The 26,683-nt window shown below is 73.7% G+C and carries 23 protein-coding genes; 10 read left to right on the top strand and 13 right to left on the bottom strand.

All coding sequences use genetic code 11. The features are described from left to right. Positions 1 to 44: 44 nt before the first annotated feature. Positions 45 to 2,150: a thioredoxin domain-containing protein gene (locus ACYVKZ_RS17410; RefSeq protein ID WP_460993500.1), complete on the top strand. Its 2,106-nt coding sequence runs from the start codon at positions 45 to 47 to the stop codon at positions 2,148 to 2,150. Here the strand turns inward: ACYVKZ_RS17410 and trhA are convergent. Continuing rightward, complete coding sequence (gene trhA / locus ACYVKZ_RS17405; protein WP_460993499.1) at positions 2,137 to 2,820, bottom strand: PAQR family membrane homeostasis protein TrhA; 684 nt, start codon at positions 2,818 to 2,820, stop codon at positions 2,137 to 2,139. The two genes, ACYVKZ_RS17410 and trhA, sit on opposite strands and share 14 nt — an antisense overlap. 125 nt (positions 2,821 to 2,945) lie before the next feature. Between trhA and ACYVKZ_RS17400 the strand changes: the two genes are divergently transcribed. Beyond that, positions 2,946 to 3,707: an isoprenyl transferase gene (locus ACYVKZ_RS17400; RefSeq protein WP_460993498.1), complete on the top strand. Its 762-nt coding sequence runs from the start codon at positions 2,946 to 2,948 to the stop codon at positions 3,705 to 3,707. Here the strand turns inward: ACYVKZ_RS17400 and ACYVKZ_RS17395 are convergent, their stop codons facing one another. Both ACYVKZ_RS17395 and ACYVKZ_RS17390 read right to left on the bottom strand, forming a co-directional pair. Next, the gene (locus ACYVKZ_RS17395) at positions 3,708 to 4,916 is read right to left on the bottom strand and encodes an MFS transporter (RefSeq protein ID WP_460993497.1); all 1,209 of its coding nucleotides are present in this window, start codon (positions 4,914 to 4,916) and stop codon (positions 3,708 to 3,710) included. A gap of 46 nt (positions 4,917 to 4,962) precedes the next feature. Then, positions 4,963 to 5,616, bottom strand: coding sequence for a GntR family transcriptional regulator (locus ACYVKZ_RS17390; RefSeq protein WP_460993496.1), 654 nt, complete (start codon positions 5,614 to 5,616; stop codon positions 4,963 to 4,965). Positions 5,617 to 5,892: 276 nt separating this feature from the next. Here ACYVKZ_RS17390 and ACYVKZ_RS17385 point away from each other — a divergent pair, with 276 nt between their 5' ends. Then, entirely contained in the window at positions 5,893 to 7,239 is a 1,347-nt protein-coding gene (locus ACYVKZ_RS17385; protein ID WP_460993538.1) for a PhoH family protein, read from the top strand. 53 nt (positions 7,240 to 7,292) lie between these two features. Here ACYVKZ_RS17385 and ACYVKZ_RS17380 read toward each other — a convergent pair whose 3' ends face one another. Beyond that, on the bottom strand, positions 7,293 to 7,964 hold the full coding sequence (locus ACYVKZ_RS17380) for a GNAT family N-acetyltransferase (RefSeq protein WP_460993495.1): 672 nt from the start codon (positions 7,962 to 7,964) through the stop codon (positions 7,293 to 7,295). A gap of 58 nt (positions 7,965 to 8,022) precedes the next feature. Between ACYVKZ_RS17380 and ACYVKZ_RS17375 the strand changes: the two genes are divergently transcribed. After that, complete coding sequence (locus ACYVKZ_RS17375) at positions 8,023 to 8,535, top strand: prepilin peptidase (RefSeq protein ID WP_307005552.1); 513 nt, start codon at positions 8,023 to 8,025, stop codon at positions 8,533 to 8,535. Between the two features lie 10 nt (positions 8,536 to 8,545). Here ACYVKZ_RS17375 and ACYVKZ_RS17370 read toward each other — a convergent pair whose 3' ends face one another. From ACYVKZ_RS17370 to ACYVKZ_RS17355, 4 genes are all read right to left on the bottom strand, one after another. Further along, positions 8,546 to 9,016, bottom strand: coding sequence for an NUDIX hydrolase (locus ACYVKZ_RS17370; protein ID WP_460993494.1), 471 nt, complete (start codon positions 9,014 to 9,016; stop codon positions 8,546 to 8,548). A 139-nt stretch (positions 9,017 to 9,155) separates the two neighbouring features. After that, the gene (locus tag ACYVKZ_RS17365) at positions 9,156 to 10,595 is read right to left on the bottom strand and encodes a class II fumarate hydratase (protein ID WP_460993493.1); all 1,440 of its coding nucleotides are present in this window, start codon (positions 10,593 to 10,595) and stop codon (positions 9,156 to 9,158) included. A 75-nt stretch (positions 10,596 to 10,670) separates the two neighbouring features. Further along, positions 10,671 to 11,249, bottom strand: a complete 579-nt coding sequence (locus ACYVKZ_RS17360) for a carbonic anhydrase (RefSeq protein ID WP_460993537.1) — start codon at positions 11,247 to 11,249, stop codon at positions 10,671 to 10,673. A gap of 78 nt (positions 11,250 to 11,327) precedes the next feature. Then, entirely contained in the window at positions 11,328 to 11,954 is a 627-nt protein-coding gene (locus ACYVKZ_RS17355; RefSeq protein WP_460993492.1) for a DUF4245 domain-containing protein, read from the bottom strand. A gap of 96 nt (positions 11,955 to 12,050) precedes the next feature. On the opposite strand from ACYVKZ_RS17355, the gene glpX reads away from it, so the two are divergent. Together glpX and ACYVKZ_RS17345 are read left to right on the top strand one after the other, a co-directional pair. Continuing rightward, on the top strand, positions 12,051 to 13,124 hold the full coding sequence (glpX, locus tag ACYVKZ_RS17350; RefSeq protein ID WP_460993491.1) for a class II fructose-bisphosphatase: 1,074 nt from the start codon (positions 12,051 to 12,053) through the stop codon (positions 13,122 to 13,124). 77 nt (positions 13,125 to 13,201) lie between these two features. Then, positions 13,202 to 14,290 (top strand): lipid II:glycine glycyltransferase FemX, encoded by a 1,089-nt coding sequence (locus tag ACYVKZ_RS17345; protein ID WP_460993490.1) that lies wholly within the window; start codon positions 13,202 to 13,204, stop codon positions 14,288 to 14,290. 30 nt (positions 14,291 to 14,320) lie between these two features. Here ACYVKZ_RS17345 and manA read toward each other — a convergent pair whose 3' ends face one another. From manA to ACYVKZ_RS17325, 4 genes are all read right to left on the bottom strand, one after another. Then, entirely contained in the window at positions 14,321 to 15,586 is a 1,266-nt protein-coding gene (manA, locus tag ACYVKZ_RS17340; RefSeq protein WP_460993489.1) for a mannose-6-phosphate isomerase, class I, read from the bottom strand. Positions 15,587 to 15,672: 86 nt separating this feature from the next. Further along, entirely contained in the window at positions 15,673 to 17,283 is a 1,611-nt protein-coding gene (locus tag ACYVKZ_RS17335) for an LCP family protein (RefSeq protein ID WP_460993488.1), read from the bottom strand. 22 nt (positions 17,284 to 17,305) lie between these two features. Beyond that, positions 17,306 to 17,884, bottom strand: a complete 579-nt coding sequence (gene purE / locus ACYVKZ_RS17330) for a 5-(carboxyamino)imidazole ribonucleotide mutase (protein WP_460993487.1) — start codon at positions 17,882 to 17,884, stop codon at positions 17,306 to 17,308. Beyond that, the gene (locus ACYVKZ_RS17325) at positions 17,881 to 19,083 is read right to left on the bottom strand and encodes a 5-(carboxyamino)imidazole ribonucleotide synthase (protein WP_460993486.1); all 1,203 of its coding nucleotides are present in this window, start codon (positions 19,081 to 19,083) and stop codon (positions 17,881 to 17,883) included. The genes purE and ACYVKZ_RS17325 overlap by 4 nt, the downstream gene beginning before the upstream one ends. 207 nt (positions 19,084 to 19,290) lie before the next feature. On the opposite strand from ACYVKZ_RS17325, the gene ACYVKZ_RS17320 reads away from it, so the two are divergent. Continuing rightward, the gene (locus tag ACYVKZ_RS17320) at positions 19,291 to 19,893 is read left to right on the top strand and encodes a GtrA family protein (protein WP_460993485.1); all 603 of its coding nucleotides are present in this window, start codon (positions 19,291 to 19,293) and stop codon (positions 19,891 to 19,893) included. Positions 19,894 to 19,905: 12 nt separating this feature from the next. Here the strand turns inward: ACYVKZ_RS17320 and ACYVKZ_RS17315 are convergent, their stop codons facing one another. Beyond that, positions 19,906 to 20,634 carry a TIGR03089 family protein gene (locus ACYVKZ_RS17315; RefSeq protein WP_460993484.1) on the bottom strand — a complete coding sequence of 243 codons (729 nt, stop codon included), beginning with the start codon at positions 20,632 to 20,634 and terminating at the stop codon, positions 19,906 to 19,908. A gap of 284 nt (positions 20,635 to 20,918) precedes the next feature. On the opposite strand from ACYVKZ_RS17315, the gene ACYVKZ_RS17310 reads away from it, so the two are divergent. Genes ACYVKZ_RS17310 through ACYVKZ_RS17300 form a run of 3 tightly spaced genes read left to right on the top strand, consistent with a single transcriptional unit; the run spans position 20,919 to position 26,669 of the window. After that, on the top strand, positions 20,919 to 21,470 hold the full coding sequence (locus tag ACYVKZ_RS17310) for a WhiB family transcriptional regulator (protein WP_460993483.1): 552 nt from the start codon (positions 20,919 to 20,921) through the stop codon (positions 21,468 to 21,470). Next, entirely contained in the window at positions 21,374 to 25,087 is a 3,714-nt protein-coding gene (locus ACYVKZ_RS17305) for a glycosyltransferase family 2 protein (protein ID WP_460993482.1), read from the top strand. The genes ACYVKZ_RS17310 and ACYVKZ_RS17305 overlap by 97 nt, the downstream gene beginning before the upstream one ends. Next, positions 25,068 to 26,669 carry a DUF5719 family protein gene (locus ACYVKZ_RS17300; protein ID WP_460993481.1) on the top strand — a complete coding sequence of 534 codons (1,602 nt, stop codon included), beginning with the start codon at positions 25,068 to 25,070 and terminating at the stop codon, positions 26,667 to 26,669. Before ACYVKZ_RS17305 ends, ACYVKZ_RS17300 begins: the two co-directional genes overlap by 20 nt. The last annotated feature ends 14 nt before the right edge of the window (positions 26,670 to 26,683 follow it).

The following is a 26,683-nucleotide window of genomic DNA, read 5'->3' as shown; positions in this document are numbered from 1 at the left end:
GCCCCCGGCTACCGGCGGGAGCCGGGCTCGGGCAGACTCGGACCATGACCAACCGCCTCGCCGGCCAGGCCTCGGCCTACCTGCGCCAGCACGCCGAGAACCCCGTCCACTGGCAGCCGTTCGGAGACGACGCCTTCGCCGAGGCCGCGCGCCGGGACGTGCCGGTCTTCGTCTCGATCGGCTACGCGGCCTGCCACTGGTGCCACGTCATGGCCCACGAGTCCTTCGAGGACCCCGCGGCAGCGGAGCAGCTCAACGCCGGGTTCGTGTGCGTGAAGGTGGACCGCGAGGAGCGCCCGGACGTGGATTCGGTGTACATGGCCGCGTGCCAGGCCATGACCGGACAGGGCGGGTGGCCCCTGAGCGTCTTCACGCTGCCCGACGGCCGCGCCTTCTACGCGGGGACCTACTTCCCGCCGGTCCCGCACCCGGGCCAGCCGAGCTTCCGGCAGGTCCTCCACGCGGTCAGCGAGGCCTGGCGGGAGCGGCGCGACGCCGTCGAGCGCCAGGCCGGGGCGCTCGCGGAGGCCCTGGGCGGCCTGTTCTCCGACCAGCTCCTCGGCATCGCCGCCGACGGCGAGCACGACGGCGCCGCCCTGGCGTCCGCGGTGGGCGACGCCGTGGTCGCCCTGGCCCGGACAGAGGATCGCTCCCACGGCGGTTTCGGTGCCGCGCCCAAGTTCCCGCCGTCGCCCGTGCTCGAGTTCCTCGTCCGGCACGCCGCTGTCAGCGCCCCCACCGCCGAGGACGCCCGGGGCCTCGCCGGCCGCACCCTCGCCGCAATGTGCCGCTCGGCGCTCTTCGACGTGCTCGGCGGCGGGTTCGCGCGCTACTCGGTGACCGCCGACTGGTCTCTGCCGCACTACGAGAAGATGCTCTACGACAACGCCCAGCTCCTGCGGGTCCTGGCCCACTGGGTGCGGCTCGGCGGCTCGGACGAGTTTCCCGCGGACGAGGCGCGGGAGGCCGCCTCGCTCACTGCGGACTGGATGGTCCGCGAGCTCGGGCTGGCCGGCGGCGGCTTCGCGTCCTCGCTCGACGCCGACTCAGAGCGGAACGGCCGCCGGGTCGAGGGCGGCTACTACGTCTGGACGCGGCGCGAGCTCGCCGAGGCGGTGGGGGACGCGGACGACGCCGGGCGGCTGGCGGCCCTCTTCGGCCTGCCCCTCGGCGAGCACGCCTCCTCGGCCGCCCCGCTGCACGCAGGCCGGGCCCTGACGGGGGAGGAGCACGGGCGCCTCGCGCGGCACCGGGACGCCCTCCATGCGGCCCGGCAGCTGAGGACCCCGCCGTCCCGGGACGAGAAGGTGGTGGCGGGCTGGAACGGCCTCGCGGTGGCGGCGCTCGCCGACGCGGCCTGGTCGCTCGGACGCCCGGACCTGCTCGGGCCGGCACGGGCCGCGGCCACGCTGCTCAAGGACGCGCACTGGGACGGCGAGCGCCTCCTGCGGGTCTCCCATGGGGGCGTCGCGGCAGGCATCGAGGGGCTCCTCGCCGACTACGCGGGCTGCGCCGAGGGCGCCCTGGCGCTGTATGCGGCAACCGGGGACGAGGAGTGGTACACGTGGGCCGAGGGCCTCCTCGGGGTCGCCTCACGCCGGTTCATCGCCGACGGCCTCCTCTCCGACTCCGCCGCCGACGGGCCGGCCGCGGACGATGCCCCCGGCGTGCGGGCAGCACTCGCGGGGTCCCGCAGCCTCGATCCGCACGACGCGGAGGCCCCCAGCGGCGCCTCGCTGCTGGCTGGGGCCATGCTCTCCCACGCCGCCTACAGCGGAAAGGCCGCGCACCGCGCGGTGGCGGAGTCGATCCTCGGTGGGCTGCCACGGCTGCTCAGGGAGGGCCCCCGGTCGGCCGGATGGCTCCTGGCCGTGGCCCAGGCCCTGCTCGCCGGCCCCGCCGAGGTGGCGATCGTCGGACGCGCGGGGGAGGACCGTCGTCGTCTGCTCGCCGAGGCCCTCGCCTCGCCCGTCCCCGGGACGGTCGTGGCGGTGGGCGGGGCCGGCACCCCGTCGCGGGTGCCGCTCCTCGCCGACCGGCCCGCGGCGCCCGACGGCGGGCCCCTCGCCTATGTGTGCCTGGACTTCGCGTGCCGGCTGCCGGTGGGCACGCCGGGCGAGCTCCGCCAGGAGCTGGCTACGCGCCGGTGATGATCGGCGCGCCCAGCACGGCGAGCATGATCGCCGCGTAGTGGGCCGCGAACGCCGCGACGGTGAAGGCGTGGAAGAACTCGTGGAAGCCGAAGTGGTGGTACGAGAAGTTGGGGCGGCGGATCCCGTAGAAGACGGCGCCGGCGATGTAGAGCGCGCCGCCGACGCAGATGAGGATCGCCGCGGGGACGCTCGCGGCGAAGAACTCGGGCAGGAACAGCAGGGCCGCGCAGCCGAGCGCCACGTAGATGGGCACGTACAGCCAGCGCGGGGCGCCCAGCCACAGGGTGCGGAACGCGACGCCGGCGAGGGCGGCCGCCCAGATGACCGTCAGCAGCAGCACTGCCGTGGGGCGGGGGAGGAGGACCCACGAGAGCGGCGTGTAGGTCCCCGCGATGACGAGCATGATGTTCGTGTGGTCGAGCCGCTTGAGCAGCGCCTTGGTCCGCGGCGCCCAGTTGCCGAGGTGGTAGACGGCGCTCACGGCGAATAGGAGCAGCCCCGTGGCGGCGTAGACCGCCGAGGCGATCTTGCGGTCGGCGCCGGGGGCGAGGGACACCAGGACGATCCCCGCGGCGAGGGCCAGCGGGGCGGTCGCGGCGTGGATCCAGCCGCGCCACGAGGGCTTGAGGGACAGGAGCTCTGCGCGGACCTCCGCGGGGTGCTGCATGGTCCGAGTCTAACTTGCGGTCCGGAAGGTTACTGGTCGGTAGCTGCGGATCCGGCTGCGGTAGCCTAGAGGGGCAGCAGCGTGGGCGCCCGGAACAGGGCACGGATTCGACGGGCAGGAGGGCCATGGGACTGCCCGGCTTCCTCTACGGCTTCTACGAGCGCCGGCTCCAGCGCTCGCTCAATCCCGACAGCGTTCCCGGGCATATCGGCGTCATGGTGGACGGCAACCGCCGCTGGGCGCGCCAGTTCAACGCCCCCACGAGCCAGGGCCACCGGGCCGGGGCGGACAAGATCCACGAGTTCCTCGGCTGGTGCCGGGAGCTCGGAGTGCGGGTCGTGACCCTCTACATGCTCTCCACCGACAACCTCAGCCGCTCGAGCGAGGAGCTCGCCGAGCTGACGCAGATCATCGCCGACACGCTGGACCGGCTGGACGAGGACCCCTCCGTGTCCGTGCACGCGATGGGCGCGCCCGAGATCCTGCCCGACCACCTCGCCGAGCGCCTCGCTCGCCTCACCGCCAAGCCGAGCCCCTCGGAGCCCCTGCACGTCAACGTCGCGGTGGGCTACGGCGGCCGGCGGGAGATCGTCGACGCCGTGCGGGACCTCCTGCGCGACGCGCTCGCCCGCGGCGAGGACATCGCCGCGCTCGCCGAGCGCCTCGACGTCGATGACATCTCCCGCTTCCTGTACACCGCGGGCCAGCCGGACCCCGACCTGGTGATCCGCACCTCGGGCGAGCAGCGGCTCTCCGGCTTCCTCATGTGGCAGAGCGCGTACAGCGAGTTCTATTTCTGCGAGGCCCTCTGGCCGGCCTTCCGCAAGGTCGACTTCCTGCGGGCCCTGCGGGACTACGCCGGCCGCCAGCGGCGCTTCGGCGCGTAGCTAGGCCCCGGCCCGGGTGGTCCTCAGCCCTCTTGCCACCGCGAGCAGGGAGCCGAGGCACACGGCCGCGACCCCGAGCAGGAGCACCGTGTACGTCGCGACGCCCGCCAGTGCGGCGAGCAGGAGCGGCAGCAGGAACCCCGCGTAGCTCGCGCTGTAGTAGACGCCGGTCAGCCCGGCGAGGTCCCGCGGCCCGGCGATGGCCTGGACCTCCTTGAGCCCCGAGACCAGGCACGTGCCGTAGGCGGCGCCGAGGACCGCGGCCGCGGCCGCCCCGAGCCACGGGGAGAGCGCGGCGGCGCTCGCGGCGGCGAGAAGGAGCCCGGCGAGCATGGCGCCGAGGCCGACGACGCCGGCCCTCCCGCCGGTGGCGGCGTCCAGCCGGGGCACGAGCGGCTGCACGAGCGCCCCGACCCCGAGCGTGAGCACCGTCAGCCCTGTCGCGTACGCGAGGGCCCACGCGCCCAGGGCCGGCGCCTCGAGGAGCGGGATGACCGCGTAGCCGATCCCCGCCGTGGCGAAGATCCAGGGCGCCGCCGGCAGCACGACGCGGACAAAGCGCGCGTGCCCCGCGAGCGGGACCCGCAGATCGTCCCAGAGGCTGGCGGCAGGGCCCCCGGGAGTCGGCTCTGCCGTCTCCGGTACCCGGGCGAGCAGTCCCAGCGCCGCCGCCGAGACCACCAGATGGACCGCGTACGGCAGCACCGAGGGAAGCGGGGCCCACTGCGCGAGCGAGCCTGCCACGCCCGCACCGATCCCGAAGCCCAGGGTGAGGGCGAGCGCCGGGCGGCGGGCCCCCGCCGTCGTGCGCGCGGCCTCGCCGAGGCGGGGATCGAAGCGGCGCGCCGAGAGCTCCTTGACCCAGCTCGTGCCGACCGACATCGCGATGCCCACCGACGCCCCCGCGAGCAGGCGCCCCGCGCACATCACCGCCGGCGCGGCGGCGCCGAGGGCCAGGACCACGCTGGCGAGCGCGCCGAGGAGGACGCCCGCGCGGACGAGGGGAGCCCTGCCGCGCCGGTCGGACAGGGCGCCCCCGAGGAGGAGGCCCGGGACGAGGCCCGCCACGTACGTGCCGAGGAACAGGTTCACCGTGACCGCGGCGTAGCCGAACCGCGCCTCATACAGGTGCAGCAGCGGAGTGAAGTGGTTCCCTCCCCAGGCGATGGCGAACAGGGCGGTGGCGGCACGGAGCCAGGGGCGGCGCAATGGACGGCTTTCTTCTCGGAGGGGGAGGAGAGGGGGGAGTGCCCGGTCAGGAGCCGGAGGGCCGCGGCGCGTCGATGCCCACGTGCGTGCGCAGGAGGGCCGCGTAGGCTGGGGCGTCCCCGCGGTCGAGGAACGTGGTGAGCCGGCGGTGGTCGGAGAGGAACCGGGGAAGGTTGGCCTCGCCCGAGCGGACGATCGCGTGGGTGAGCCGCTCGAGCCGCGGACGGATCTGGCCGTAGAACGCGCCGGTGAGCGCGTTGCCGGACGCGGCGGCCACGGCGGCGTGGAACGCGTGGTCGGCGCGGGCGAACGCGAGGGCGTCCCCCTCGTCGATCGCCCGCTGCTGGACCTCGAGGAGGTGGGCGAGCGCCGGGGGGGCCGCTGCCTCGGCCCGCGGTCTGTGCGCCACGGCCCGCACCGACTCGGACTCGAGCATGACCCGCGCCTCGAGCAGCTGGCGGGTCGCCGCGTCGTCCTCCGCGGTCACCACTGCGCCCTTCTTCGGGTAGAGCCGCAGGAGCCCCTCGGCGGCGAGCTGCAGGAAGGCCTCGCGGACTGGGGTGCGGCTCATCCCGAGGGCCGCGGACTGCTCGCCCTCCGTGATGAGGGAGCCCGGCGCGAGGGCGCAGGAGACGATGGCCTCCGCGAGCGCTGCGTGGGCTCGCTCGGCGGCCGTCTGGGTCTGCTCGGTTCCGGCCATGCCTCCAGCCTACGCTTGCATTTATTGATAGATGCAACAGGCGGAGGATGTGCGGGCGTGATTTGCCGGACACTCCCCGTCGGTTCATCTGCCGGACATGTGGCGCGGCGTACATTGTGGCCATCGGAGGTGTCCGCCTCCGGTACGGGGAGGCTGAATGTGGGCGCTGCGCTGCAGCAGTCCAGGGAGGCCGGTTCCGGCCTCGGGGCCGAGCCGGACGGAACTGGAGAACGCCGGGGAGACCCGGGGGCTGGAGTCGACGTGACGACCACTGGAATGCTGCCCGAAGAGACCACCGCCGCAGGGGCCCCCGCCGGGGACACTCAGAGGACCTATGTCCTGGACACGTCCGTGCTGCTGTCGGATCCGCGGGCGCTCCTGCGCTTCGCCGAGCACGCGGTGGTGATCCCCGTCGTCGTGATCACCGAGCTCGAGGGCAAGCGCCACGACCCCGAACTGGGCTACTTCGCCCGCAAGGCCCTGCGCCTCCTCGACGATCTGCGCATCCGGCACGGGAGCCTCAGCAGGCCCGTCCCGCTCGCGGCGGACGGCGCGGCCGAGGGCGGGACCCTCACTGTCGAGCTCAACCACATCTCCGCCGACGTCCTCCCCGCGGGCTTCCGCAGCGGCGAGAACGACTCCCGGATCCTCGCGGTGGCCAAGAACCTCGCCAACGAGGGCCGCTCCGTGACGCTCGTGTCCAAGGACCTCCCGATGCGCGTCAAGGCCTCCGCCATGGGCCTCGACGCCGACGAGTACCGCAACGAGCAGATCGTCGACTCCGGCTGGACCGGGGTGGCCGAGGTCGACGCCGACGAGGAGCAGGTCGGCGCGCTCTACGGCCACGAACCGGTCTTCATCCCCGAGGCCGCCGAGATGCCGGTCAACACCGGCCTCGTGGTGCTCTCCCACCGCGGCTCCGCGCTCGGGCGCGTGGGCGCGGACAAGCAGGTGCGGCTCGTGCGCGGAGACCGCGAGGTGTTCGGGCTGCACGGGCGCTCGGCCGAGCAGCGCCTCGCCATCGACCTGCTGATGGACCCGGGCGTGGGCATCGTCTCTCTCGGCGGCAAGGCCGGGACCGGCAAGTCCGCGCTCGCCCTCTGCGCGGGCCTGGAGGCGGTCATGGAGCGGGGCGAGCACAAGAAGGTGGTCGTGTTCCGGCCGCTCTTCGCCGTGGGCGGCCAGGAGCTCGGCTACCTGCCCGGCACCGAGGCCGAGAAGATGAACCCGTGGGGCCAGGCCGTCTTCGACACGCTCGGTGCGCTCGTCGGCAAGGACGTCCTCGACCACGTCATGGACGCGGGCCTGATCGAGGTCCTCCCGCTCACCCACATCCGCGGCCGGTCGCTGCACGACTCGTTCGTGATCGTGGACGAGGCCCAGTCGCTCGAGAAGAACGTGCTCCTGACCGTCATGAGCCGCATCGGGCAGAACTCGAAGATCGTGCTCACGCACGACGTCGCCCAGCGGGACAACCTCCGCGTCGGCCGGCACGACGGTATCGCCGCCGTGGTCGAGACCCTCAAGGGCCATCCGCTGTTCGGCCACGTGACCCTCACCCGCTCCGAGCGCTCGCCCATCGCCGCGCTCGTCACCGAGCTGCTCGAGGGAGCCGAGATCTAGGTCCCCGCGCGCTGCCGGGGCGCGAGCGCCCGGCGACCGGCCGCCGTCGTCCTTCAGCCCCGCTCCGGGACGCCGAGGACGGCGGCGGCCGCCGCGTGCCCGTGCACCTCGAGCTGCCAGCCGGGGCGGCGGAGGGCCTCCTTCGCGAGGCGGAAGCGGAGCTCGCGTTCGACGACGCCCGGGGCGCCTCCGCAGCGGGCCTCGCCGTTGGGCTCGTACCCGAGCGAGCGGCAGACGCCGATCGAGGGCGCGTTCCAGTCGTAGGCGCTGCTCTGGGCGACCTCGGCGCCGAGGTGGTCGAAGGCCCACAGCAGCACGGCCGCGCGCATCTCGGTCCCGAGCCGGAGTCCGCGCGCCGAGCGCCGCAGCCACGAGCCGGTGCCGACCGTCCGCAGGGCGGCGAAGTCCGTGGCGCCGACGTCCTGGGAGCCCAGGAAGCCGCCCTCGCGCGACCAGACGCCGAACATGACAGTCCACCCCTCGGGGCGGCAGCGGAGGCGCGTCTCCCAGATCCACCGCGCGCTGTTGGCCGCGATGTCGCCGGACTCGTCCCAGGCGTTGGACAGCGCAGAGCGCCCGTGCGGGGCCAGCGCGGGATCCGTGAGACCGCCGCGGGCCGCCTCGACGTAGTGCGGGATGTCCCCGTCGCGGAGCGGCCGGAGCTCGAGGCGCGGGGTGAGCAGACGGAGGCGGAAGACGGGCCAGACATCCTCGAGCGTCATCATCCCGCCACGCTAGCCCAGCTGCGGCGGAGGAAGGGGCCGTGGCACTAGTGTCCACACTGTGACCGACCGACTTCCCGAGCTGTGGCAGGCCAGCCCCGTCGCCTTCTGGCTCGTCGTCGCGTGCCTGGCGTACTACCTGTGGATGGCCGCGCGGCTGGCCGTGATCGACATCCGCAGCCACCTGCTGCCGAACCGGATCGTCCTGCCGAGCTACTGGGCGGCCGTCCCGCTCACCCTCGCTGCGGTGCTGGCCGCGGGGAACTTCGACGCCGGAGCGGCCGTGCGGGTCCTCGGCGGCGGCGCCGTGCTGTGGCTCGTCTACTTCGTGCTGCGGGTGGTCTACCCGGCCGGGATGGGTTTCGGGGACGTGAAGCTGGCCGGCGTGCTCGGCCTGTACCTGGGCTTCCTGAGCTGGCAGCACCTGTTCTGGGGCACCGCCGCGGCGTTCCTGCTCGGCGGCCTGTATGGCCTCGGCCTCATCGTCACCCGCCGCGGCACCGCGAAGTCCGCGATCCCGTTCGGCCCCTTCATGCTCGTCGGGACCGCGATCGCGCTCGTGCTGCCCGCCTGATCCGCACCCCTCAGCCCACGAAGTGGGCGCGGCGCTGCGGATCGAGGGCCCACTCGATCGCGCGGGCGTGCAGCGGCGGCACGTCCGGGAGGCCGTCACGGGTGAACCAGCCGACCTCGAGGTTCTCGTCGTCGTTCACGCGAGCCTCGCCGCCGGAGTACGCGCAGGCCATCACGACGTCGAGGTACTGGGCGTGGTCCCCGTTCGGGTAGACCACCGGGGCGGTGATGCCGACGCCGGCGAGGTGGGTGACGGCCACGTGGACGCCGGTCTCCTCGAGCACTTCGCGCACCGCGGTGGAGGCCGGCTCCTCGCCGGGCTCCACGATGCCCGCGGGGACCGTCCAGCGACCGTTGTCGGCGCGCCGGACGAGGAGGAGGCGGCCAGCGTCGTCCGTCACGACCGCCTTGACGCCGGGAAGCCAGAGGGGGTGGCCGCCGACCATGTCTCGCAGGGTGAGGATGAACTCAGGCGTGGGCACGGCTCCCAGACTACCCGGGCCGCCGGAGCCTGCCGTGCCCGGACCGCCCCCACACGTTCTGAAGGCCACCTCCTCGAGGTCGATGTCAGGACAAAGACGCTCAGGAGGTGACCTTCAGGAGGTGACTCTCAGAATGGGGCTACTTGTTCGTGCCCGTCATGGTGGTGACGTCGAGGGCCTTGTCGAGATCGGACTCGGAGACCTTGCCCTCGCCCTCGCCGACGAAGCCGAGGGCCACGGTGGCCTCGCGGATCGTCAGGCCCTCCTTGACCGCCTTCTTGGCGATGGCCGCGGCGTTCTCGTAGCCGATGAACTTGTTCAGCGGCGTGACGATCGAGGGCGAGGCCTCCGCGAGGAAGCGCGCGCGCTCGGCGTTGGCCTGGATTCCGTCCACCATCTTGTCCGCCATGACGCGAGCCGTGTTGGCGAGCAGGCGGATGGACTCGAGCAGGTTGGCGGCCATGACCGGGATGCCGACGTTGAGCTCGAACGCGCCGTTGGTCGAGGACAGGGCAATCGTGGTGTCGTTGCCGATCACCTGGGCAGCCACCATGATCGCGGCCTCGCAGATCACCGGGTTGACCTTGCCCGGCATGATGGACGAGCCCGGCTGGAGGTCCGGGATGGCGATCTCGCCGAGGCCGGTGTTCGGGCCCGAGCCCATCCAGCGCAGGTCGTTCGCGATCTTCATGATCGAGTACGCGATGTTGCGCAGCTGGCCCGAGGCCTCGATGAGGCCGTCGCGGTTCGCCTGGGCCTCGAAGTGGTTGCGCGCCTCCGTGATGGGCAGCGCCGTGTCGGCCGCGAGGAGCTCGATGACGCGCTGCGGGAAGCCGGCCGGCGTGTTGATGCCCGTGCCGACGGCGGTCCCGCCGAGGGGCACCTCGGCGACGCGGGGGAGGGAGGCCTCGATGCGCTCGATCCCGTAGCGCACCTGCGCCTCGTAGCCGCCGAACTCCTGCCCGAGGGTCACCGGGGTGGCGTCCATGAGGTGCGTGCGGCCGGACTTGACGATGTCCTTGAACTCCTCGGACTTGCGGCTCAGCGAGGCCGCGAGGTGCGTGAGCGCGGGGACGAGGTCGTTGAGGAGGGCGTTGGTCGCCGCGACGTGCACCGAGGTGGGGAAGACGTCGTTGGAGGACTGGGAGGCGTTGACGTGGTCGTTCGGGTGGACGACCTTGTCGCTGCCCGCCTCCTTGAGCGCGCGCGTGGCGAGCTCGGCGAGGACCTCGTTCATGTTCATGTTGCTCGACGTGCCCGATCCGGTCTGGAACACGTCGATGGGGAAGTGCGCGTCGAACTCGCCCGCGGCGACGCGGTCGGCGGCGGCGGCGATCGCGTCGGCGAGCTCGGCGTCGATCACGCCGAGGTCCTCGTTGGCGCGCGCGGCGGCCTTCTTCACCCGCGCGAGGGCCTCGATGTGCTTGCGCTCAAGCGTCTTGCCCGAGATGGGGAAGTTCTCGACGGCGCGCTGCGTCTGGGCGCGGTAGAGGGCCGAGGCGGGAACGCGCACCTCGCCCATCGTGTCGTGCTCGATCCGGTAGTCCGTGGCAGGGGCCTGCACTGCAGAGTCAGTCATGGCTCCCAGATTAGCCCCGGTCGCAGGGCACCCCCGAACTGGGAGCGCCCTGCGACGGAGGAGGACGGGGGGAGCCTAGACGTCCCCGAAGCCGGAGACGAGCTCGGCCTTGCCCTCGGCCAGGTGATAGCAGACGCCGAGGACGGCGGTGCGGCCCTCCTCGACGGCGGTGGCGATGGTCTGCGAGGTGTCGAGGAGCCGCTTGCCGGTCTGGCGGACGTGCTCGACGACGGTGTTGTCGACGTCGGTGATCCCGTTGCGCTGGGCGGTGAGGACGGACGGCATGATGCGCTCGACGAGGTCGCGGACGAACCCGCCCGGCATCGTGCCGGTCTCGTACGCCTGGACGCTGGCGGTGACGGCGCCGCAGGAGTCGTGGCCGAGGACCACGATGAGGGGGACGTTGAGCGGCTCGATGGCGTACTCGAGCGAGCCGAGGATCGTCTCGTCGATGACGTGGCCCGCGGAACGGACGACGAACGCGTCGCCGAGGCCGAGATCGAAGATGATCTCTGCCGCGAGCCGGGAGTCCGAGCAGCCGAAGATGACGCACACCGGGTTCTGCGACGCCACGAGCTCGTGGCGTCGGGCCGAGTCCTGGTTCGGGTGGATGCTCGCGCCATCCACGAAGCGCTGGTTTCCGTCGCGCAGCATCTGCCACGCCTGGGCGGGAGAAAGAGTCTGGGTCACGGCCCCTACTCTACGCCGGACGCCGTCCTGTTCCCGGGCGTGCTAGGACCGGGCCGACGCGGCGGCGGCGCCGGCCACGGCGTCGAACTCGTCGAAACCGGCCGAGCCGCTCACGATCACGGTGGTGCCGGCGATGGTCGCGACATAGCTCTTCTCGGTGCCGGGCTTGTCGTACAGCGTCCACTGGACCCCTCCGACGTCCCGGGTCCCGGTGGTGGGCGCCTTCTTCACCTGGTCGGCGAGCCACGTCGGGTTCGCCGACGCGGTCTGCTCGACCGAGACGAACTGCTGGGCCGGGGTGAGGTAGCCGATGTCCCAGTGCGAGACGCCGTCCGAGGTCCCGGAGACCCAGCGGGCGTAGTTGGGGGAGTAGCCGGCGGGCAGCTGCGGCACGACCGGGCTGAAGCCCGCCACGGGCTTCGCGTTCGCGGCGACGGCCGCCACGTCGACGGCCGGCCGGTACGTGTCCGTCTTCTGCGAGGCGTTCAGCAGCACCACGGGGACGATCGCCAGCAGGCTCACGAGGAGCGCCATGATCATGCCGATCACCGAGGCGTTGGCGCGCTTGGCCGCGGCGGGGGTCAGGACGGGCTTGGCGGCGGGGGCGTCGTCGGGGCCCGGGGCGGCCTGGGCATCGTGCGTCTCGGGGGCATGGTCGGTGCTGCTCACCCCTCCATGGTCCCGCATGGGGCGCGGTGTTCGCGAATGCGAATGCGTCGGGGACGGCCGACATCCTTTCGGGCGGCCGGCCCCGGGAAGACTAGGATGAAGGCACACGCCCGCTCGAAGAAGAGGTCCTCAGTGTCCACTGCGTCCCAAGACACCCAGTACTCGACCCTTTCCAGCTCGCTCCACGTGGGAGCCGACGAGCCGGACCGCAACCTCGCGCTCGAGCTCGTCCGGGTGACCGAGGCCGCCGCGATCGCCGGCGGCCACTGGGTCGGCTTCGGTGACAAGAACAAGGCCGACGGCGCGGCCGTCGATGCGATGCGCTCGTTCCTCGAGACCGTCCACTTCAACGGCGTCGTCGTGATCGGCGAGGGCGAGAAGGACGAGGCCCCGATGCTGTTCAACGGCGAACGCGTCGGCGACGGCACGGGCCCCGAGGTGGACGTCGCCGTCGACCCGATCGACGGCACGCGCCTCACCGCCCTCGGCATCAACAACGCCCTCGCCGTCCTCGCGGTGGCCGAGCGCGGGACGATGTTCGATCCCTCCGCGGTCTTCTACATGGAGAAGCTCGTCACGGGCCCCGAGGCAGCAGACCTCGTGGACCTGCGCCTGCCCGTGAAGCAGAACCTGCACCTCATCGCCAAGGCCAAGGGCGTCAAGGTGAACCAGATCAACGTGTGCGTCCTGGACCGCGACCGCCACAAGCCCCTCGTCGAGGAGATCCGGGCCGCCGGCGCGCGGACCAAGTTCATCCTGGACGGCGATGTGGCCGGCGCCATCGCGGCGGCCCGCGAGGGCACCGGGGTGGACGCCCTCATGGGCATCGGCGGCACCCCCGAGGGCATCGTCGCGGCCTGCGCCATCAAGGCGCTCGGCGGCGTGATCCAGGGCCGCCTGTGGCCCACGAGCGACGAGGAGAAGCAGAAGGCGCTCGACGCCGGGCACGACCTCGACCGCGTCCTGACCACGAGCGACCTCGTCACGAGCGACAACTGCTACTTCGCCGCGACGGGCATCACGGACGGCGACCTGCTCCGCGGCGTGCGCTACCGCAAGGACCGCGTCAAGACGCAGTCGATCGTGATGCGCTCCAAGTCCGGCACCGTGCGCTTCGTGGATGCCGAGCACCACGCGAGCAAGTGGGAGAGCTGGGCTCGCCGCGCCTGAGCCGCGGCTAGACTGGGGCGCGGCCGCGCCCCAGTCGGGCGCGTGGCCCGCACCCTGACGCCCGACCCAGGAGGATCATGAGCCCCGAGAGCCAGCAGGCCGGCCCCGAGCTGACCGTCAGTCCCTGCAGGGACCGCGCCACGTGGGACGGCCTGGTGAACGGCCACGGAGGGCACCCCCTGCAGCTGTGGGGCTGGGGCGAGGTCAAGGCGGCGCACCACTGGCGCACCGAGCGGCTCATCGTCAGCGACGGCGAGACCGTGGTGGGCGGCGCCCAAGTGCTGTACCGCTCCCTGCCGTGGCCGCTGAAGTCGCTGGCCTACCTCTCCCGCGGCCCCGTGTGCGCGCCCGAGGACGCTGGGCGAGTGCTGGCCGCCGTGGCGGCGGCGGTCCGTGCGGCGCACGGCTCCGTCGCCCTCGTGGCCGAACCGGACTGGGACGCCGGCTCGGCGGGGGAGCGCGAGCTCGAGTCGGCCGGCTTCCGCCGCACGGAGAGCACGATCCTCATCCCGCGCACCCTCATCCTCGACCTCGCCCGCACCGAGGACGAGCTCATGGCGGACATGTCCCGCACCACGCGCGCCAACGTCCGCAAGAACCTGCGCGGCGACCTGGCCTTCCGGAAGGTCGCGACCGAGGAGGAGCTCGGGCAGGTGCTGGCGATCTACCGCGAGACTGCGGAGCGCGCCGGCTTCGGCATCCACGAGGAGGCGTACTACCGGGACATCTGGCGCTTCCTCGGCGACGACTCGCCGATCGTGGCCGCGTTCGACGGCGGCCGCGTGGTCGCCTTCGTGTGGATCGCGCGCAGCGCAGGCACCGCGTTCGAGCTCTACGGCGGGGTGAACGCGGCCGGGCAGAAGGCCCGCGCGAACTACGGCGTGAAGTGGGCCGCCTTCATGGCGATGAAGGCGGACGGCTGCACCCGCTACGACCTCAACGGGCTCCTGAACGACGGCATCTCCGACTTCAAGAAGCAGTTCGCCCAGCACGAGAACCTGCTCGCCGGGACGTGGGAGCTGCCGCTCTCGCCGTTCTACCCGGTGTACGCCACCGGGATGCCGCTCGCCCGCCGGACGCTCGCGCAGGGCCGGCGTGCGGCCAAGGCTGCGCTCGGGCGGGCCAGGGGCGCCGCGGGGAGGGCACGCCAGCTCGTCCGGCGCTGACCCCGGTGGCGCGGCCCGTCGTCGTGCGCCCTAGGCGAGGCCCGAGGCGGGGCCGAGCCCCGTCGTGACCGCGAAGGCGAGCACGCCGTCAGAGCCCGCATGCGCGAGCGCCGGCGACTCCGAGTCCGGGATGAAGGCGCTGTCGCCGCGGGAGAGCACGAGGTCGCCCTTGGGCGTGTCCAGGGTGAGCGAACCGTGCACCACGAGCACCACGGCGGCGCCCGTCTGCGCCACGGGAACGGGCTCGGGCGCTGCGCCCGCGTCGGGGGAGCCCGGCACGTCGATGCGCTGGAGCTGGAACTCCTCGAACGGCGGCCGGTACAGCTCCTGCCCGAGCGCTGACTCCTGGGCGGCGAGGCGCGGGACGCCGGGCGCCTCGAACACGACCGTACGCAGCAGCTCCGGGATGTCCACGTGCTTGGGCGTCAGACCGCCGCGCAGCACATTGTCCGAGGCCGCCATGACCTCGATGCCCAGGCCCCGCAGGTACGCGTGCACGTTGCCCGCCGGGAGGTAGAGGGCCTCGCCCGGGGCCAGGCTCACGCGGTTGAGCATGAGCGACAGCAGCACGCCGGGATCCGAGGGGTAGGCCGCGGCGAGGTCCGCGACCGTGGCCAGGGCTGCATCGTCCCGGGCCCCATGCCCGGCGGCGGCGATCGCCGCGGCGGCCGCGTCCACGCAGGCGCGTACGTCCGGGCCGCCGTTGATGAGCCGGGCGAACGCCGCGCTGAGGGCCTCGGCCTCGTCCGGAGTGCGCAGCAGCTCGGCGACCTGCTCCGTGACCTCGGCGGCCTCCGACCCGGCCAGCAGCGCCGTCAGCCGCTCGAACAGTGCGGCGGACTCGGCCGGCGCGCGGAAGCCCGTGAGCGCGTCGAAGGGGGTCAGGGCGAACACCATCTCGGGCTTGTGGTTGTCGTCCTTGTAGTTCCGGTGCGGGGCCGTGCGGGCGACGCCGGCCGCCTCCTCGGCAGCGAAGCCGGCCCTCGCCTGGTCGAGCCGCGGGTGGACCTGCAGCGACAGCGGGGAGTCCGCGGCGAGGACCTTGAGCAGGAACGGCAGGCGGGCGCCGAAGGCCTCGATGCTCGCGGTCCCGAGCGTGCCGACAGGGTCGGTCTCGATGAGCTCGGCCAGGCTCGATCCGTCCGGGTCGTCCAGCGGGCGCGAGGAGGCGTCGGGGTGGGCCCCGATCCAGAGCTCGGCCTCCGGCCGCCCGCTCGGCTCGCGGCCCAGCAGCCGGGCGATGGCCGTCGTCGAGCCCCAGGCGTAGTCGCGGATCGTGTTGCTCAGCAGGTGCATGGGGTCCTTACTCGGCGGGTGGGCGGAAGGCGGCTGATGGACAACGGGTCAGGACGCGCAGGTGCGGGATAGGCGGAGTGCGGTGCTCACAGCGGCGTGCACTCCCCGTTGCCGGACATGATGGCGTCGAGGAGGTCGTTCCTGCCCGCGTTGAACAGGTCGTTGAGGTGCTGCGGGGTGACCTTGACCCCGTCCGGGCCCACGTCGTTGTACTGGTTGGCCGGGGCACCCGCGGGCGCGTGCTGGGCGGCCGGGATCGACCCGGGGACGGCGAGGCCCGCGCCCCCGCCGAGGACCGACGTCGTGCCTCCGAGCGACTTCGGCGACGGCGACGCGGAGCCGCTCGCCTGCTTGAGGATGCCCTGCACCTTCGCATGGATCGCGGAGAAGTCCGGGTAGGTGGGGAAGGAGGCGTCGAAGTCCGGCGGCCCGATGACGAGCCTGCTCGTGGGCTGGCTCTTGCCCTTGAGGGCGAGGTCGACGAAGCTGCCGAGCTGCTCCGAGGAGATGTTCGACTCGACGACCTTGGTCCCGGCCCCGGCGATGTCCTGGAACTTGCTCAGGAGGGTCGCGGGATTGAGCTGGTTGATCATCGCCTGCTCGATGCACTGCTGGCGGGCGACCCGGTCGTAGTCGCTCGCGAACTCGCGGCTGCGGCCGTACCAGAGGGCGTGGAAGCCGTCGAGCTTCTGCTCGCCCGGGGCGATCCAGCCGACGGGCAGCGCGTGCGTACCGCTGTTGTCCAGCGAGGCTCCGCTCATCGGCACCCAGCCGCCGGCCTTGATGCGGATCCCGCCCATCGCGTCGATGAGCTGCTGGAAGCCCGCCATGTCCACCACCACGTAGGCCTGGACCTTGATGCCGAGGGTCCCGGAGGCTGCCTCAAGCGTGGCCTGGGCGCCCGGGTCGTCCACGCCGGGGTAGAGGTCCTTGTACTTCTGGTTGACCTCGGTGTTGATGGCGTTGATGAGGCAGTCGTTGCCGCAGTTGTAGCCGTCCGGGTAGATCTTGTGCATCGGCGAATCGGCGGGGAACTGGGCGTTCTGCAGGTTGCGGGGGATCGAGATCAGGGCAGTGCGGCCGGTGTTGGCGTCCACGCTGATGATCGAGAGGCTGTCCGGCCGGCGGCCCACCCGGTCGGCGCCGGCATCGCCGCCCATCACCATGAAGTTGTAGCGGCCGTCCACGGGGCTGATGGCCGGGCCGCCGAAGATCGTCCCGATCGCCCCCCTGCCCACGCCGATGAGGTACGCGCCGTACGCGAGGCTGCCGCTCGAGACGACCATCGCGACCACGAGCGCCAGGACCACGACGGGGCGCATGCGCTGGGCGAGGAGCGGGACGCGGATGAGCCGCAGCGTGTTCAGGAACAACCCTGCCCAGCAGACGGCCAGCACGAGCAGGACCACGATGAGGACGAGCGAGAGCACCGGGTGGGTGACCAGGGTGAGGATGGCCCCGCGGTTGATAAGGCCGACGACGAGGAGCACCAGGGCCACCGCCCACACGGCCGCCGTGACGGCCAGGGCGCGGCGGGCGAGGCGCCGGCTCCCGGCGATCAGCTGGGCGGTGCCCGGGACCAGGAGGGTCAGGACCAGGAGGGTGAAGGCCCGCCGCGTGCGCACCCCGGGCGAGGCGCCCTCGGGGTGGCGGATCGGATCGGTCTGGTGGCTTCGCGCGGGCGTGTGCAGGGCCATGGTCCTCCTGTCGGTGCGCGGGTCAGGCGCCGGGCCGGTCGGCGTCGTCCGCGAAGACCCGTGCGGCCTTCTCGCGCAGCGCCTCGCCCTTGCGGGCAGCGGCGGCATTGAGGCCGACGGCGAACTCCGCGAGCCGTTCGGCCAGCCGCGCTCCGAGTTCGTCCGGGGCCGAGGCGAGCATCCGCACGGCGAGCAGGCCGGCGTTGCGTGCGCCGCCGATCGAGACGGTGGCGACGGGCACGCCCGCCGGCATCTGCACGATCGAGAGGAGGGAGTCCATCCCGTCGAGGGTCTTCAGCGGCACGGGCACACCGATCACCGGCAGCGTCGTCACCGAAGCGAGCATCCCGGGAAGGTGGGCGGCGCCCCCGGCGCCCGCGATGATGGCCCGCAGGCCGCGCTCGCGTGCCGACTTCCCGTAGGCGATCATCTCCTCCGGCATCCGGTGGGCCGAGACGACGTCAGCCTCGAAGGGGACGCCGAATTCGGCGAGGGCGTCGGCCGCGGCCTCCATGACGGGCCAGTCGGAGTCGGAGCCCATGACGAGCCCGACGAGGGGCTGCTGGCGCGATGCCGGGGTGCTCATGGCCGGGGTGCTCATGCGGTCTCCTGGGAGTCGGAGGGCGTCTGGTCCGGTGACGTGCCCGGGGCGCCGTCGCGGACGATCGCGGCGACGCGGGTGGCCCGCTCGCGCAGCACGGCCGGATCGGAGCCGGGACCGCCGACGAGGTTGACGTGGCCGATCTTCCGGCCCGGCCGGACCGACTTGCCGTAGGCGTGGACCTTGGCGGCCGGGTCCGCGGCGAGCGCGGCCGGGAAGGCGCTGTAGAGGTCCTGGTTGGCCCCGCCCAGGTAGTTCTTCATGACGGCCCAGTCGCCGAGCACGGCGGTGTCCCCGAGTGGGAGGTCGAGGACGGCGCGCAGGTGCTGTTCGAACTGGCTCGTCACGGAGCCGTCCTGCGTCCAGTGGCCGGTGTTGTGCGGCCGCATCGCGAGCTCGTTGACGAGGAAGCCGGGGCCGCGCCCCGGCGTCTCGAACAGCTCCGCCGCCATGACGCCGGTCACCCCGAGGCTCTCGGCGACGGTCAGCGCCGCCTGCTGGGCCGCGCGGGCGACGGCGGGATCCAGCTCGGGCGCGGGGGCGATCACTTCGTCGCAGACCCCGTTGACCTGGATGGTGTGGACCACCGGCCACGCCCGGGACTCTCCGCTGGGGGTGCGGGCGACGAGCGCGGACAGCTCGCGGGAGAAGCCGACCATCTCCTCAGCCAGCAGCGGCGACATGGTGCCGAACCAGTCGTCCGACTCCTCGGCCTCCGCGGCGGAGCGGAGCACCCGCACGCCCTTGCCGTCGTACCCGCCGCGCGGCGTCTTCAGCACCACGGGCCAGCCGATCTCGTCGCCGAACGCGACGAGCTCGCTCACGTGGTGCACGGCGCGCCAGCGCGGGTTCGGCAGTCCGAGCGCGTCGATGGCCTCCCGCATGCGCAGCTTGTCCTGCGCATGGACGAGCGCGTCGGGTCCCGGCTGGACGTTGACACCTTCCGCCATGAGGGCCAGCAGGTGCTCGGTGGGCACGTGCTCGTGGTCGAACGTGAGGACGTCGACCTCGGCGGCGAACGCTCGCAGGTCCTCGAGGCTGCGGTAGTCGCCGACTGGCGCGAAGGGGACGGCGGGGACGGCGGAGACGTCCTCGGCCTCGGCGAGGACGCGCAGTTCGAGGCCGAGGGCGGTTGCCGCAGGGGCCATCATGCGCGCCAGCTGGCCGCCTCCGACTACTCCGATCACAGGAAAACTCACTCGCCCAGAGTACAGAATGCGCGCCCGGCACCGGCGGACGCGGGCCCGGCGCCCCGTGCTCACAGCCGCAGCCCAGCGTCCGCCGCGGAGGGCGGCGGTAGAATGTCCTGTGCGCTCTTCCCGTCCGGGCCCCTCGGGCCGAGCCGGGACGCCGGACCCTGTGCGTCCTGAGGCGATGCGCCGCCCCAATGCCGTCCGTGGAGGATCATGATCTCGACAATCTCCGACCGCCTGCGTGGTCTCGTCTCGCTCTTCTGGCGCGAGGTCGCGAAGTTCGGCACGGTCGGCGGTGTGGCCTTCGTCATCGACAACGGCCTGACCTACCTGTTCATGCACACCATCATGTCCGACTCGGAGGCCAAGGCACGCTTCGTCGGCGCCACCGTGGCCACGATCTTCTCGTGGGTGGCCAACCGCTACTGGACCTTCCGGCACCGCAAGCAGGCCAACATCGCCCGCGAGTTCGTCATGTTCGCCGTTATCAACGGCCTCGGGATCGGGATCTCGACCGGGTTCACCGCGATCGCCAAGTACTGGATGGACATCCAGGACAAGAACCTGCTGTTCCTCGCGGGCGTCGTCGGGATCGTCGTCGCCACGGTGGTCCGCTTCTTCGCCTACCGCTTCTGGGTCTTCAACCAGGAGCTGGACACCGAGCCCGGGTACGAGGGCGACCACGAGATCTTCGAGCACGAGCACGAGCACGAGCACGGACACGGGCACCCGCAGCAGGCCTCCGCGGCCGGTGCCGGCGAGCCCGGCCGGACCGCTGCCGGCCCGAGCGACCTCGGCGCTGCGGGGGACCGCTGACCGAGCGCCCCGTCAGGGCGCGGTGACCCTCTCGGCCTGGCGGATGCGCTCGAGCGTGCGCCCGCCCTCCGCCTCCTCCGCCTGCGCGTGGACGAGCACGGCGGACCCATCCGCCGCCCATGCCCCGAGGAGCCGCGACAGCGCGGCCCGCAGGCCCTCCCGGGCCGGGACGAGGACGCGCGCGCCCGGCGCCGCCGGGGACGCGAAGCCCGCGGACAGCTCCGCCTGCGAGAAGGACTCGCCCCCGAACTCGTACGCTGCGTCGTCCGCGGACGGCGGGGCGAACGGCTCGTAGGAGTCGGCGAACTGGCGGACGACGGCCGCGTAGTCGTAGGCGCCAGCCGGCAGCTGGCCCGGGTAGCCCATCTCGAGCGCCCCGAGCGCGACGGCGACGACCACGCCGCCGGAGGGTGCGGCGTCGTCCGCCGCAGGTTCGGGCCCCACGAAGGTGATGTCGGCCGGGGCGCCCCGGTCCTCGACCACCACGGCCCCGACCTGCCACGCCGCGAGGGCGATCACGGCCGACTTCCAGTGGGCCGGCAGCGCGATCCGCACCCGGGTGCCGGCCTCGGCGTCGAGCTCCTCCGAGAGGAAGTTGGAGGTCTTCGCGACCCAGTTCTCCAGCACGCGCCCCGAGAGCTCGATGCGCTCCCCGTCGGGGCCGTACCAGGTCAGGCGCGGGGAGGAGGCGTGCTGGCCGGCGCGCAGCCGCTGCAGCAGGTGGGCGATCGTGGTTGGCATGCGCCCATTGGACCACAGCGCCCCCTGCCGCGACCCCGGGGCCGCGGCGGGCGCCGCTCCGCGCGCGTGTCGCACGGGCTGGCCGCCGAATCGTCTGGCTACAATCTGCCGCCACCGCTTGACTCAGACCGTCTTACACGCATGTAATTAGCACTGGACAGTAACTGCGCCGGCGGCACCGATGAACCGATCATCGCATGGCCGAGGGGGACCGGCACCGGGATTCTTCCTGGCGCTGGTCTGAAGCGGCTCGCCGCGCAGAACTCGACCCGAGGAGGAGCACCGTGGGACAGGCGGAGCGTATCCAGTACGAGTCGGCCGTAGCTGCACAGGCGTCGGCCAGGTACCGGTCGCGGGGGATTCCCGCCGACTGGTACGTCGACCCAGCAGACCCGGACGCACAGGAACGGTATGAGGCCCGCTCCGTGGAGACCCTCGAGGACGCCGCGACGGCGTTCCTCGCGGCCCACGAAGTGGACGACCTCGACGACGACGTCGAGGACGAGCCGGCGGACGAGGCGATCGAGCGGGCACTCGCCCTCCTCGCCAACCCCCGGGAGCACACGCCCAAGGCCGTGCTCATCGACCTCGTGCAGCCGGGGGAGCCCGAGGAGGGCGAGCTCGCCTGGCAGGCCGAGGCGCTGTGCGCCCAGACCGACCCCGAGGCGTTCTTCCCCGAGAAGGGGGGCTCGACCAGGGACGCCAAGAAGGTCTGCGGCTCCTGCACGGTGCGGGCCCAGTGCCTCGAGTACGCCCTCGCCAACGACGAGCGCTTCGGCATCTGGGGCGGCCTCTCGGAGCGCGAGCGCCGCCGGCTCCGGAAGCGGGCGGTCTGACCCTGGAGGCTCTACGCGTCACCGCTGTCGTCGTTGCGCACGACGGCGGTCCCTACCTTCCTGCGACCCTCGCCGGCCTCGCGGCCCAGACCCGGCCCGTCGACGCCGCGATCGGCGTGGACACCGGGTCCCGCGACCACTCGGCCGAACTGCTGTGCGAGGCGCTCGGCGCCGAGAACGTCACCGCGGTGCGCATCCCCGGGGGCTTCGGCGGCGCCGTGGCCCGCGGACTCGCGGCAGGATCGCAGCCCGCCCCGGAAGGCGCCGCGGAGTGGCTCTGGCTTCTGCACGATGACTCAGCGCCCGCGCCCGACGCCCTCGCGGCGCTGCTCGCCGCGGTGGAGGCCGCCCCGAGCGTCACCGTGGCCGGCTGCAAGCAGCTCGACGCGGACGCGCCCGGCTCCCTCGTCGACGTCGGCCTGTCCGTCAGCCGCTGGGGCGAGCGGCTCACCCTCATCGACGTCGACGAGCAGGACCAGGGCCAGTACGACGCGCGCAGCGACGTCTTCGCCGTCAACTCCGCGGGGATGCTCGTGCGCCGGGACGTGTGGGAGTCCCTGCGCGGGTTCGATCCGGCCCTGCCCGCCACCGGCGACGACGTCGACTTCTGCTGGCGCGCCCGCCTGGCGGGACACCGCGTGGTCGTGGTCCCCGGGGCCCGCATGATGCACTCTGCCCGCCCGGGCGCCGCCGGCACCCCGTTCGCCGCCCGACGGGCCGAGGTCTACTCCCGGCTCAAGCACGCGCCCCTGTGGCAGCTTCCCCTCCACGCTGCGGGCGCGCTCCTCGGCGGCCTCTGGCAGTTCCTGCTCGCGATCGTGCTCAAGGAGCCCGCGCTCGGCGCCGCCAGGCTCGGCGCCACCCTCGCGGCCCTGGGCATGCCGGGCCGGCTGGCCCGCGGCCGCCGGACCGCACGCCGGAGCCGCGCCGTCTCGCGCTCCGTGCTCCGGCCGCTCATCACCCCGCGCCGGGACATCTGGGCCCACCGCCGCGCGCTCCTCGAATCCGCGGCCGCCGAGCCCGAGAGCGTGGTCGGGGACGGCTCGGGGACCGCCGAGGGCTCCAGCGAGCCGACCGGCGACTCCCAGGACGACTTCGCCGCCCTCGCGGTCGCCTCGCGCGGCTGGGTCGGGACCGGCGCCCTCGTGGTCGCCGGAGCGGCCCTGATCGCCGCGCTCGCGGCGTTCGCTCCGCTGCTGGGGGCCGAGGCCGCCGTCGGCGGCGCTCTCGTGCCCGTCTCCACGACACTCGCCGCCGTCTTCGCGCACGCCACGAGCTGGTGGGCCGGGGTGGGCCCTGGCCAGGCAGGGCACGGCGATCCGTTCGACCTCGTGCTCTGGCTCCTCGGCCTCCTCGCCGGCGGGGACCCGAACCGCGGCGTCACCGCCGCCCTCCTCGCTGCCGCGCCCGTGGCCGGACTCGGTGCCTGGGCCCTGGCCGCCAACCTCACAGCCCACCGGGCCCCCCGCTGGCTCGCGGCCCTCGTATGGGCCGCCGCGCCCTCGCTCCTGACCGCGCTCGCCCAGGGCCGGCTCGGCGCCGCGGTGGCGCACGCCGCGCTGCCCTGGGCTGCCCTCGGCATGGTCCGGGCGGTGGGCGCCGCCCGCATCCGCGGAACGGTGGGCCCCCGCCACGAGCCGCGCAACGGCACCGGCGGCGTCCCCTCGTGGACCGCTGCAGCCGCGGGCGGCCTCGCGCTCGCCCTGGCGACGGCCTGCGCGCCCTCGCTCGTCCCGCTGGCCGCCGCGGTCGTCCTGCTCGCCTCCCTCGCCCTGCTCGGGCGTGCGAGGAGCCTGTGGATCGTGCTCGTGCCCACCGTGGCGCTCTTCGCGCCGCTGTGGGTCTCCGTCCCGTCGGACCCGCGCGCCTGGATCGCAGACCCCGGCGTCCCGCTGGCCGGGGTCCCGGCGGCTCCGTGGCAGCTGGTCCTCGGCCAGCCCGTCGCCTTCGACGCCGGCGCCGCGCTCACCGGCGTCCCGGGGCTCCCCGCCGGGGTGCCCTGGTCCCTCCTCGGAGCGCTGCTCCTCGGCGCACCGGTCCTGGCCGCCGCGGTGGCCGGAGCCGTCCTCCTCACCGGCCGTCGGGGGATCGCGGCCCGCCTGCTCTTCGCCACCGGGATCCTCGGCCTGGCCTACGGATGGGCCGTGTCCCGGACGCCCACCGCCGTCGCAGGGGACTCCCTCGCGGCGCCCTTCGCGGGACCGAGCCTCGGAGCCGCAGGGATCGCCTTCATCACGGTCGGCGTCCTCGGCCTGGACCGCCTCCTCGAGCACCGCAGGAACCTCGCCCACCGGCCCCGGCCCGAGGGCTCCGCGGCGCCGCGGACGCCCCGCCGGGTCTCCGCCGCCGCGATCGCCCTCGCCTACGTGCTCGTCGCCGTCGGCCCCGCCGGGGCCCTGGCCCAGTGGGCCGCCACCGGCCTCGGCCACGCCCCGTCCTCGGGGGGCCTCGGCGCCGAGGCGCTCGTCGGCCCCGGCCCGGCCAGGGTCCTGCCCGCGACCGCGGCCGACCTCGGGCAGGGCCCGCAGCAGACGCGCACGCTCGTCCTCCACAGCACCGACGCCGGCGGCTTCACCGCGAGCCTCATGCGCGGCGCCGGCACCACGCTGGACTCGCTCTCTGCGGTCGCCGCCTCGAGCCGGGTCACCGGCGGGTGGGGGTCCGAGCGGATCACCGACGACGACGCCGCACTCACCGCGCTCCGCCACGCTGTCGCCACCGTGGGCGGCGGCGCCGCCGTGGACCCGCGCAAGGACCTCGAACAGCTCGGGATCGGCTTCGTGGTCCTCTCCGACGACGGCGCCACGGACGAGGTCACGGCCGGGCGCATCGACGCCGTGCCCTCCCTCGTGGCGGTGGGCCGCACCGACGCCGGCTGGCTGTGGCGCGTGACCCCGCGCACCGCGGGCAAGGACGGCGACTTCTCCATCGACCAGCGTGCACGCATCGTCGCAGCCTCCGGCGCCACGCTCGCGTCCGTGCCCTCGGGCCCCGAATCGGTCTCCGCCGACATTCCCGCAGGGCCCCAGGGGCGCCGGCTCGTGCTGGCCGAGCGCAGCGACCCGCACTGGGCGGCCTCGCTCGACGGCAGGCCGCTCGCGGCATCGCCCCAGGGCTGGTCCCAGGCCTTCTACCTCCCGGCCCAGGGCGGCCACCTCGAGATCGCCTACCACAACCCGGCGGCGTGGCCGCTCGGTGCCGCGGCGGTGGCAGCCTTCGCGCTGACCCTCCTGCTGGCGATCCCGGCCCGGATCCGCCGCACCGGGCGCCGCGGTGCAGGCTCCGCCCTGCTCGTCCCCGAGTCGCTCGGCCGCCACCCCCACCGCAGCGCGCCGCGCGCCCCCCGGCGCAGGGGCAGCGAGGACGATGCCGCCGCGCCGGCACCCGCGCGCCGCACCGTGGGCACGCCGCTCGACGACGGGCCGGACGACTGGCCGATCGACGAACCCGACGTGCGGGCCGCAGAGGCAGGCCGCCCCGAGGAGGAACCGTCAGAAGGCCACCGTTCCGGGGGGCCGCGGGCGCCGCGCCGGCGCGCCGACGAGAGGGCCGCCACGGCCCAGGACCGCGATCCCGCGAGCAGTGAGGAAGCAGTGCATGACGACGCCCGCCTCTGACCGGACCCCGAAGACCCGGCCCGGCCGGAGGATGCGCGCCGTGGGCGCAGCCCTGGCCGGAACCGTCCTGGCCGGACTGGCCGGCGGCCTCACCGTCGCGGCGTCCGCCGTGCCCGACCCCGCCTCGCTCGGCGCCGGGAGCGCACCCTCCGTCGACGTGCCCACGGCCGACGCCGTGCGCGCCTGCCCCGGACCGGCGCGCCTGCTGTCCGGCACCCCCGTGCAGGGTGACCCCCAGTTCAGCCCCGCGAGCCGGACCGCCCGCACCCAGGTGAGCGGGATCGTCCTGTCCGACACCCAGGGCACTCTCCCCGACATCGCGCTGGGCCCGCAGGGGAAGACGCCGCTGAAGTCCCTCGCCGGCCAGAAGGTGCCAGCGGGCACCGTGGCGCAGCCGCGCGCTGCGGCGATCGCGGGCCAGGGCGTGGACGCGCTGACCCTGCTCACGGCCAAGCCGCTCGCCGGGGCCCCCGCCTCGACCGGCGCCCTCACCCGCTTCGAGGCCGGGGACGGCGACCTGCGCGGCCTGGCCACCGCGACCTGCACCGCCCCGACGAACGACCAGTGGCTCCTCGGGGCGGAGACGACCGTGGGGCGCACCTCCGTCCTCACGCTCACCAACCCGAGCTCGAGCCCGGCCACCGTGGACCTCGAGTTCTTCGGCGACAAGCCGCTGACCCAGGCACCGCCGTCGAGCCGTGGACTCCAGGTCAAGCCGGGCAGCTCCGCCTCCTACGTGCTCAGCGGCTACATGCCGGGCCAGGCCAACGTCTCCGTGCACGTGCGCAGCACCGGAGCGCCCGTGGCCGCGGTCATCCAGCAGTCCACGCTGCGTGGGCTCACCCCCGGCGGCGTCGAGCTCATCACCCCCGCGGCCGCTCCGGCACCGAGGCAGACGGTGACGGGCATCGAGCTGCAGGACCCCGGACGGTCCAAGGACCTGACGGCGAAGAGCGGGTACGAGGACGCCGGAGCAGCCGTGCAGATCACCGTCCCCGGGGCGGCCGACGCCGTGGTGCAGCTTCGCGTGTACGGCTCCAACGGCGCCGTGCAGCTGCCCGCCGGCGGCGTCGTGACGGCCAAGGCGGGCACCGTCACCGAGGTTCCCCTCACTGGGCTCCCCGCGGGTACCTACAGCGTCTCCGCGACGGCCGACGTGTCCTTCACGGCGTCGGCCCGCGTGCCGCGCGGGCTCTCGGCGGACGAGCCCCTCGACACCGCCGTGGCCGCCGCGGCGCAGCGGATCGGCGACAGCCATGTTGTCACCGTCGGGCAGGGCGGCTCACGCCAGATCGTGTTCGGCGTCCCGGAGGGGCGGGCCCAGATCCGCGCGGTCCCCGTCACCGAGGACGGGGCGCTCCACAGCCCGGTCTCCCTCGACGTGGCCGGCGGGACTACGGCGGTCCTCGACGCCCCCGAGAAGGTGGACGGCTCGTCGCTCACTGGGTACGTCCTCTCGGCCTCCGGCGATCCGGCCTACGGCTCGCTCCTCTTCAAGGGCGACGGGAACGCGATCTCGGCGGCCACCATCGTCACCGCGGCGGAAGGGACCCGCTCGCTGCCCGTGACAGTCGGCTACTAGGTCCTCCTGCGCCG

It is taken from the genome of Sinomonas soli (genome assembly GCF_054782415.1).
This window is presented reverse-complemented; position numbering and strand designations above follow the sequence as displayed.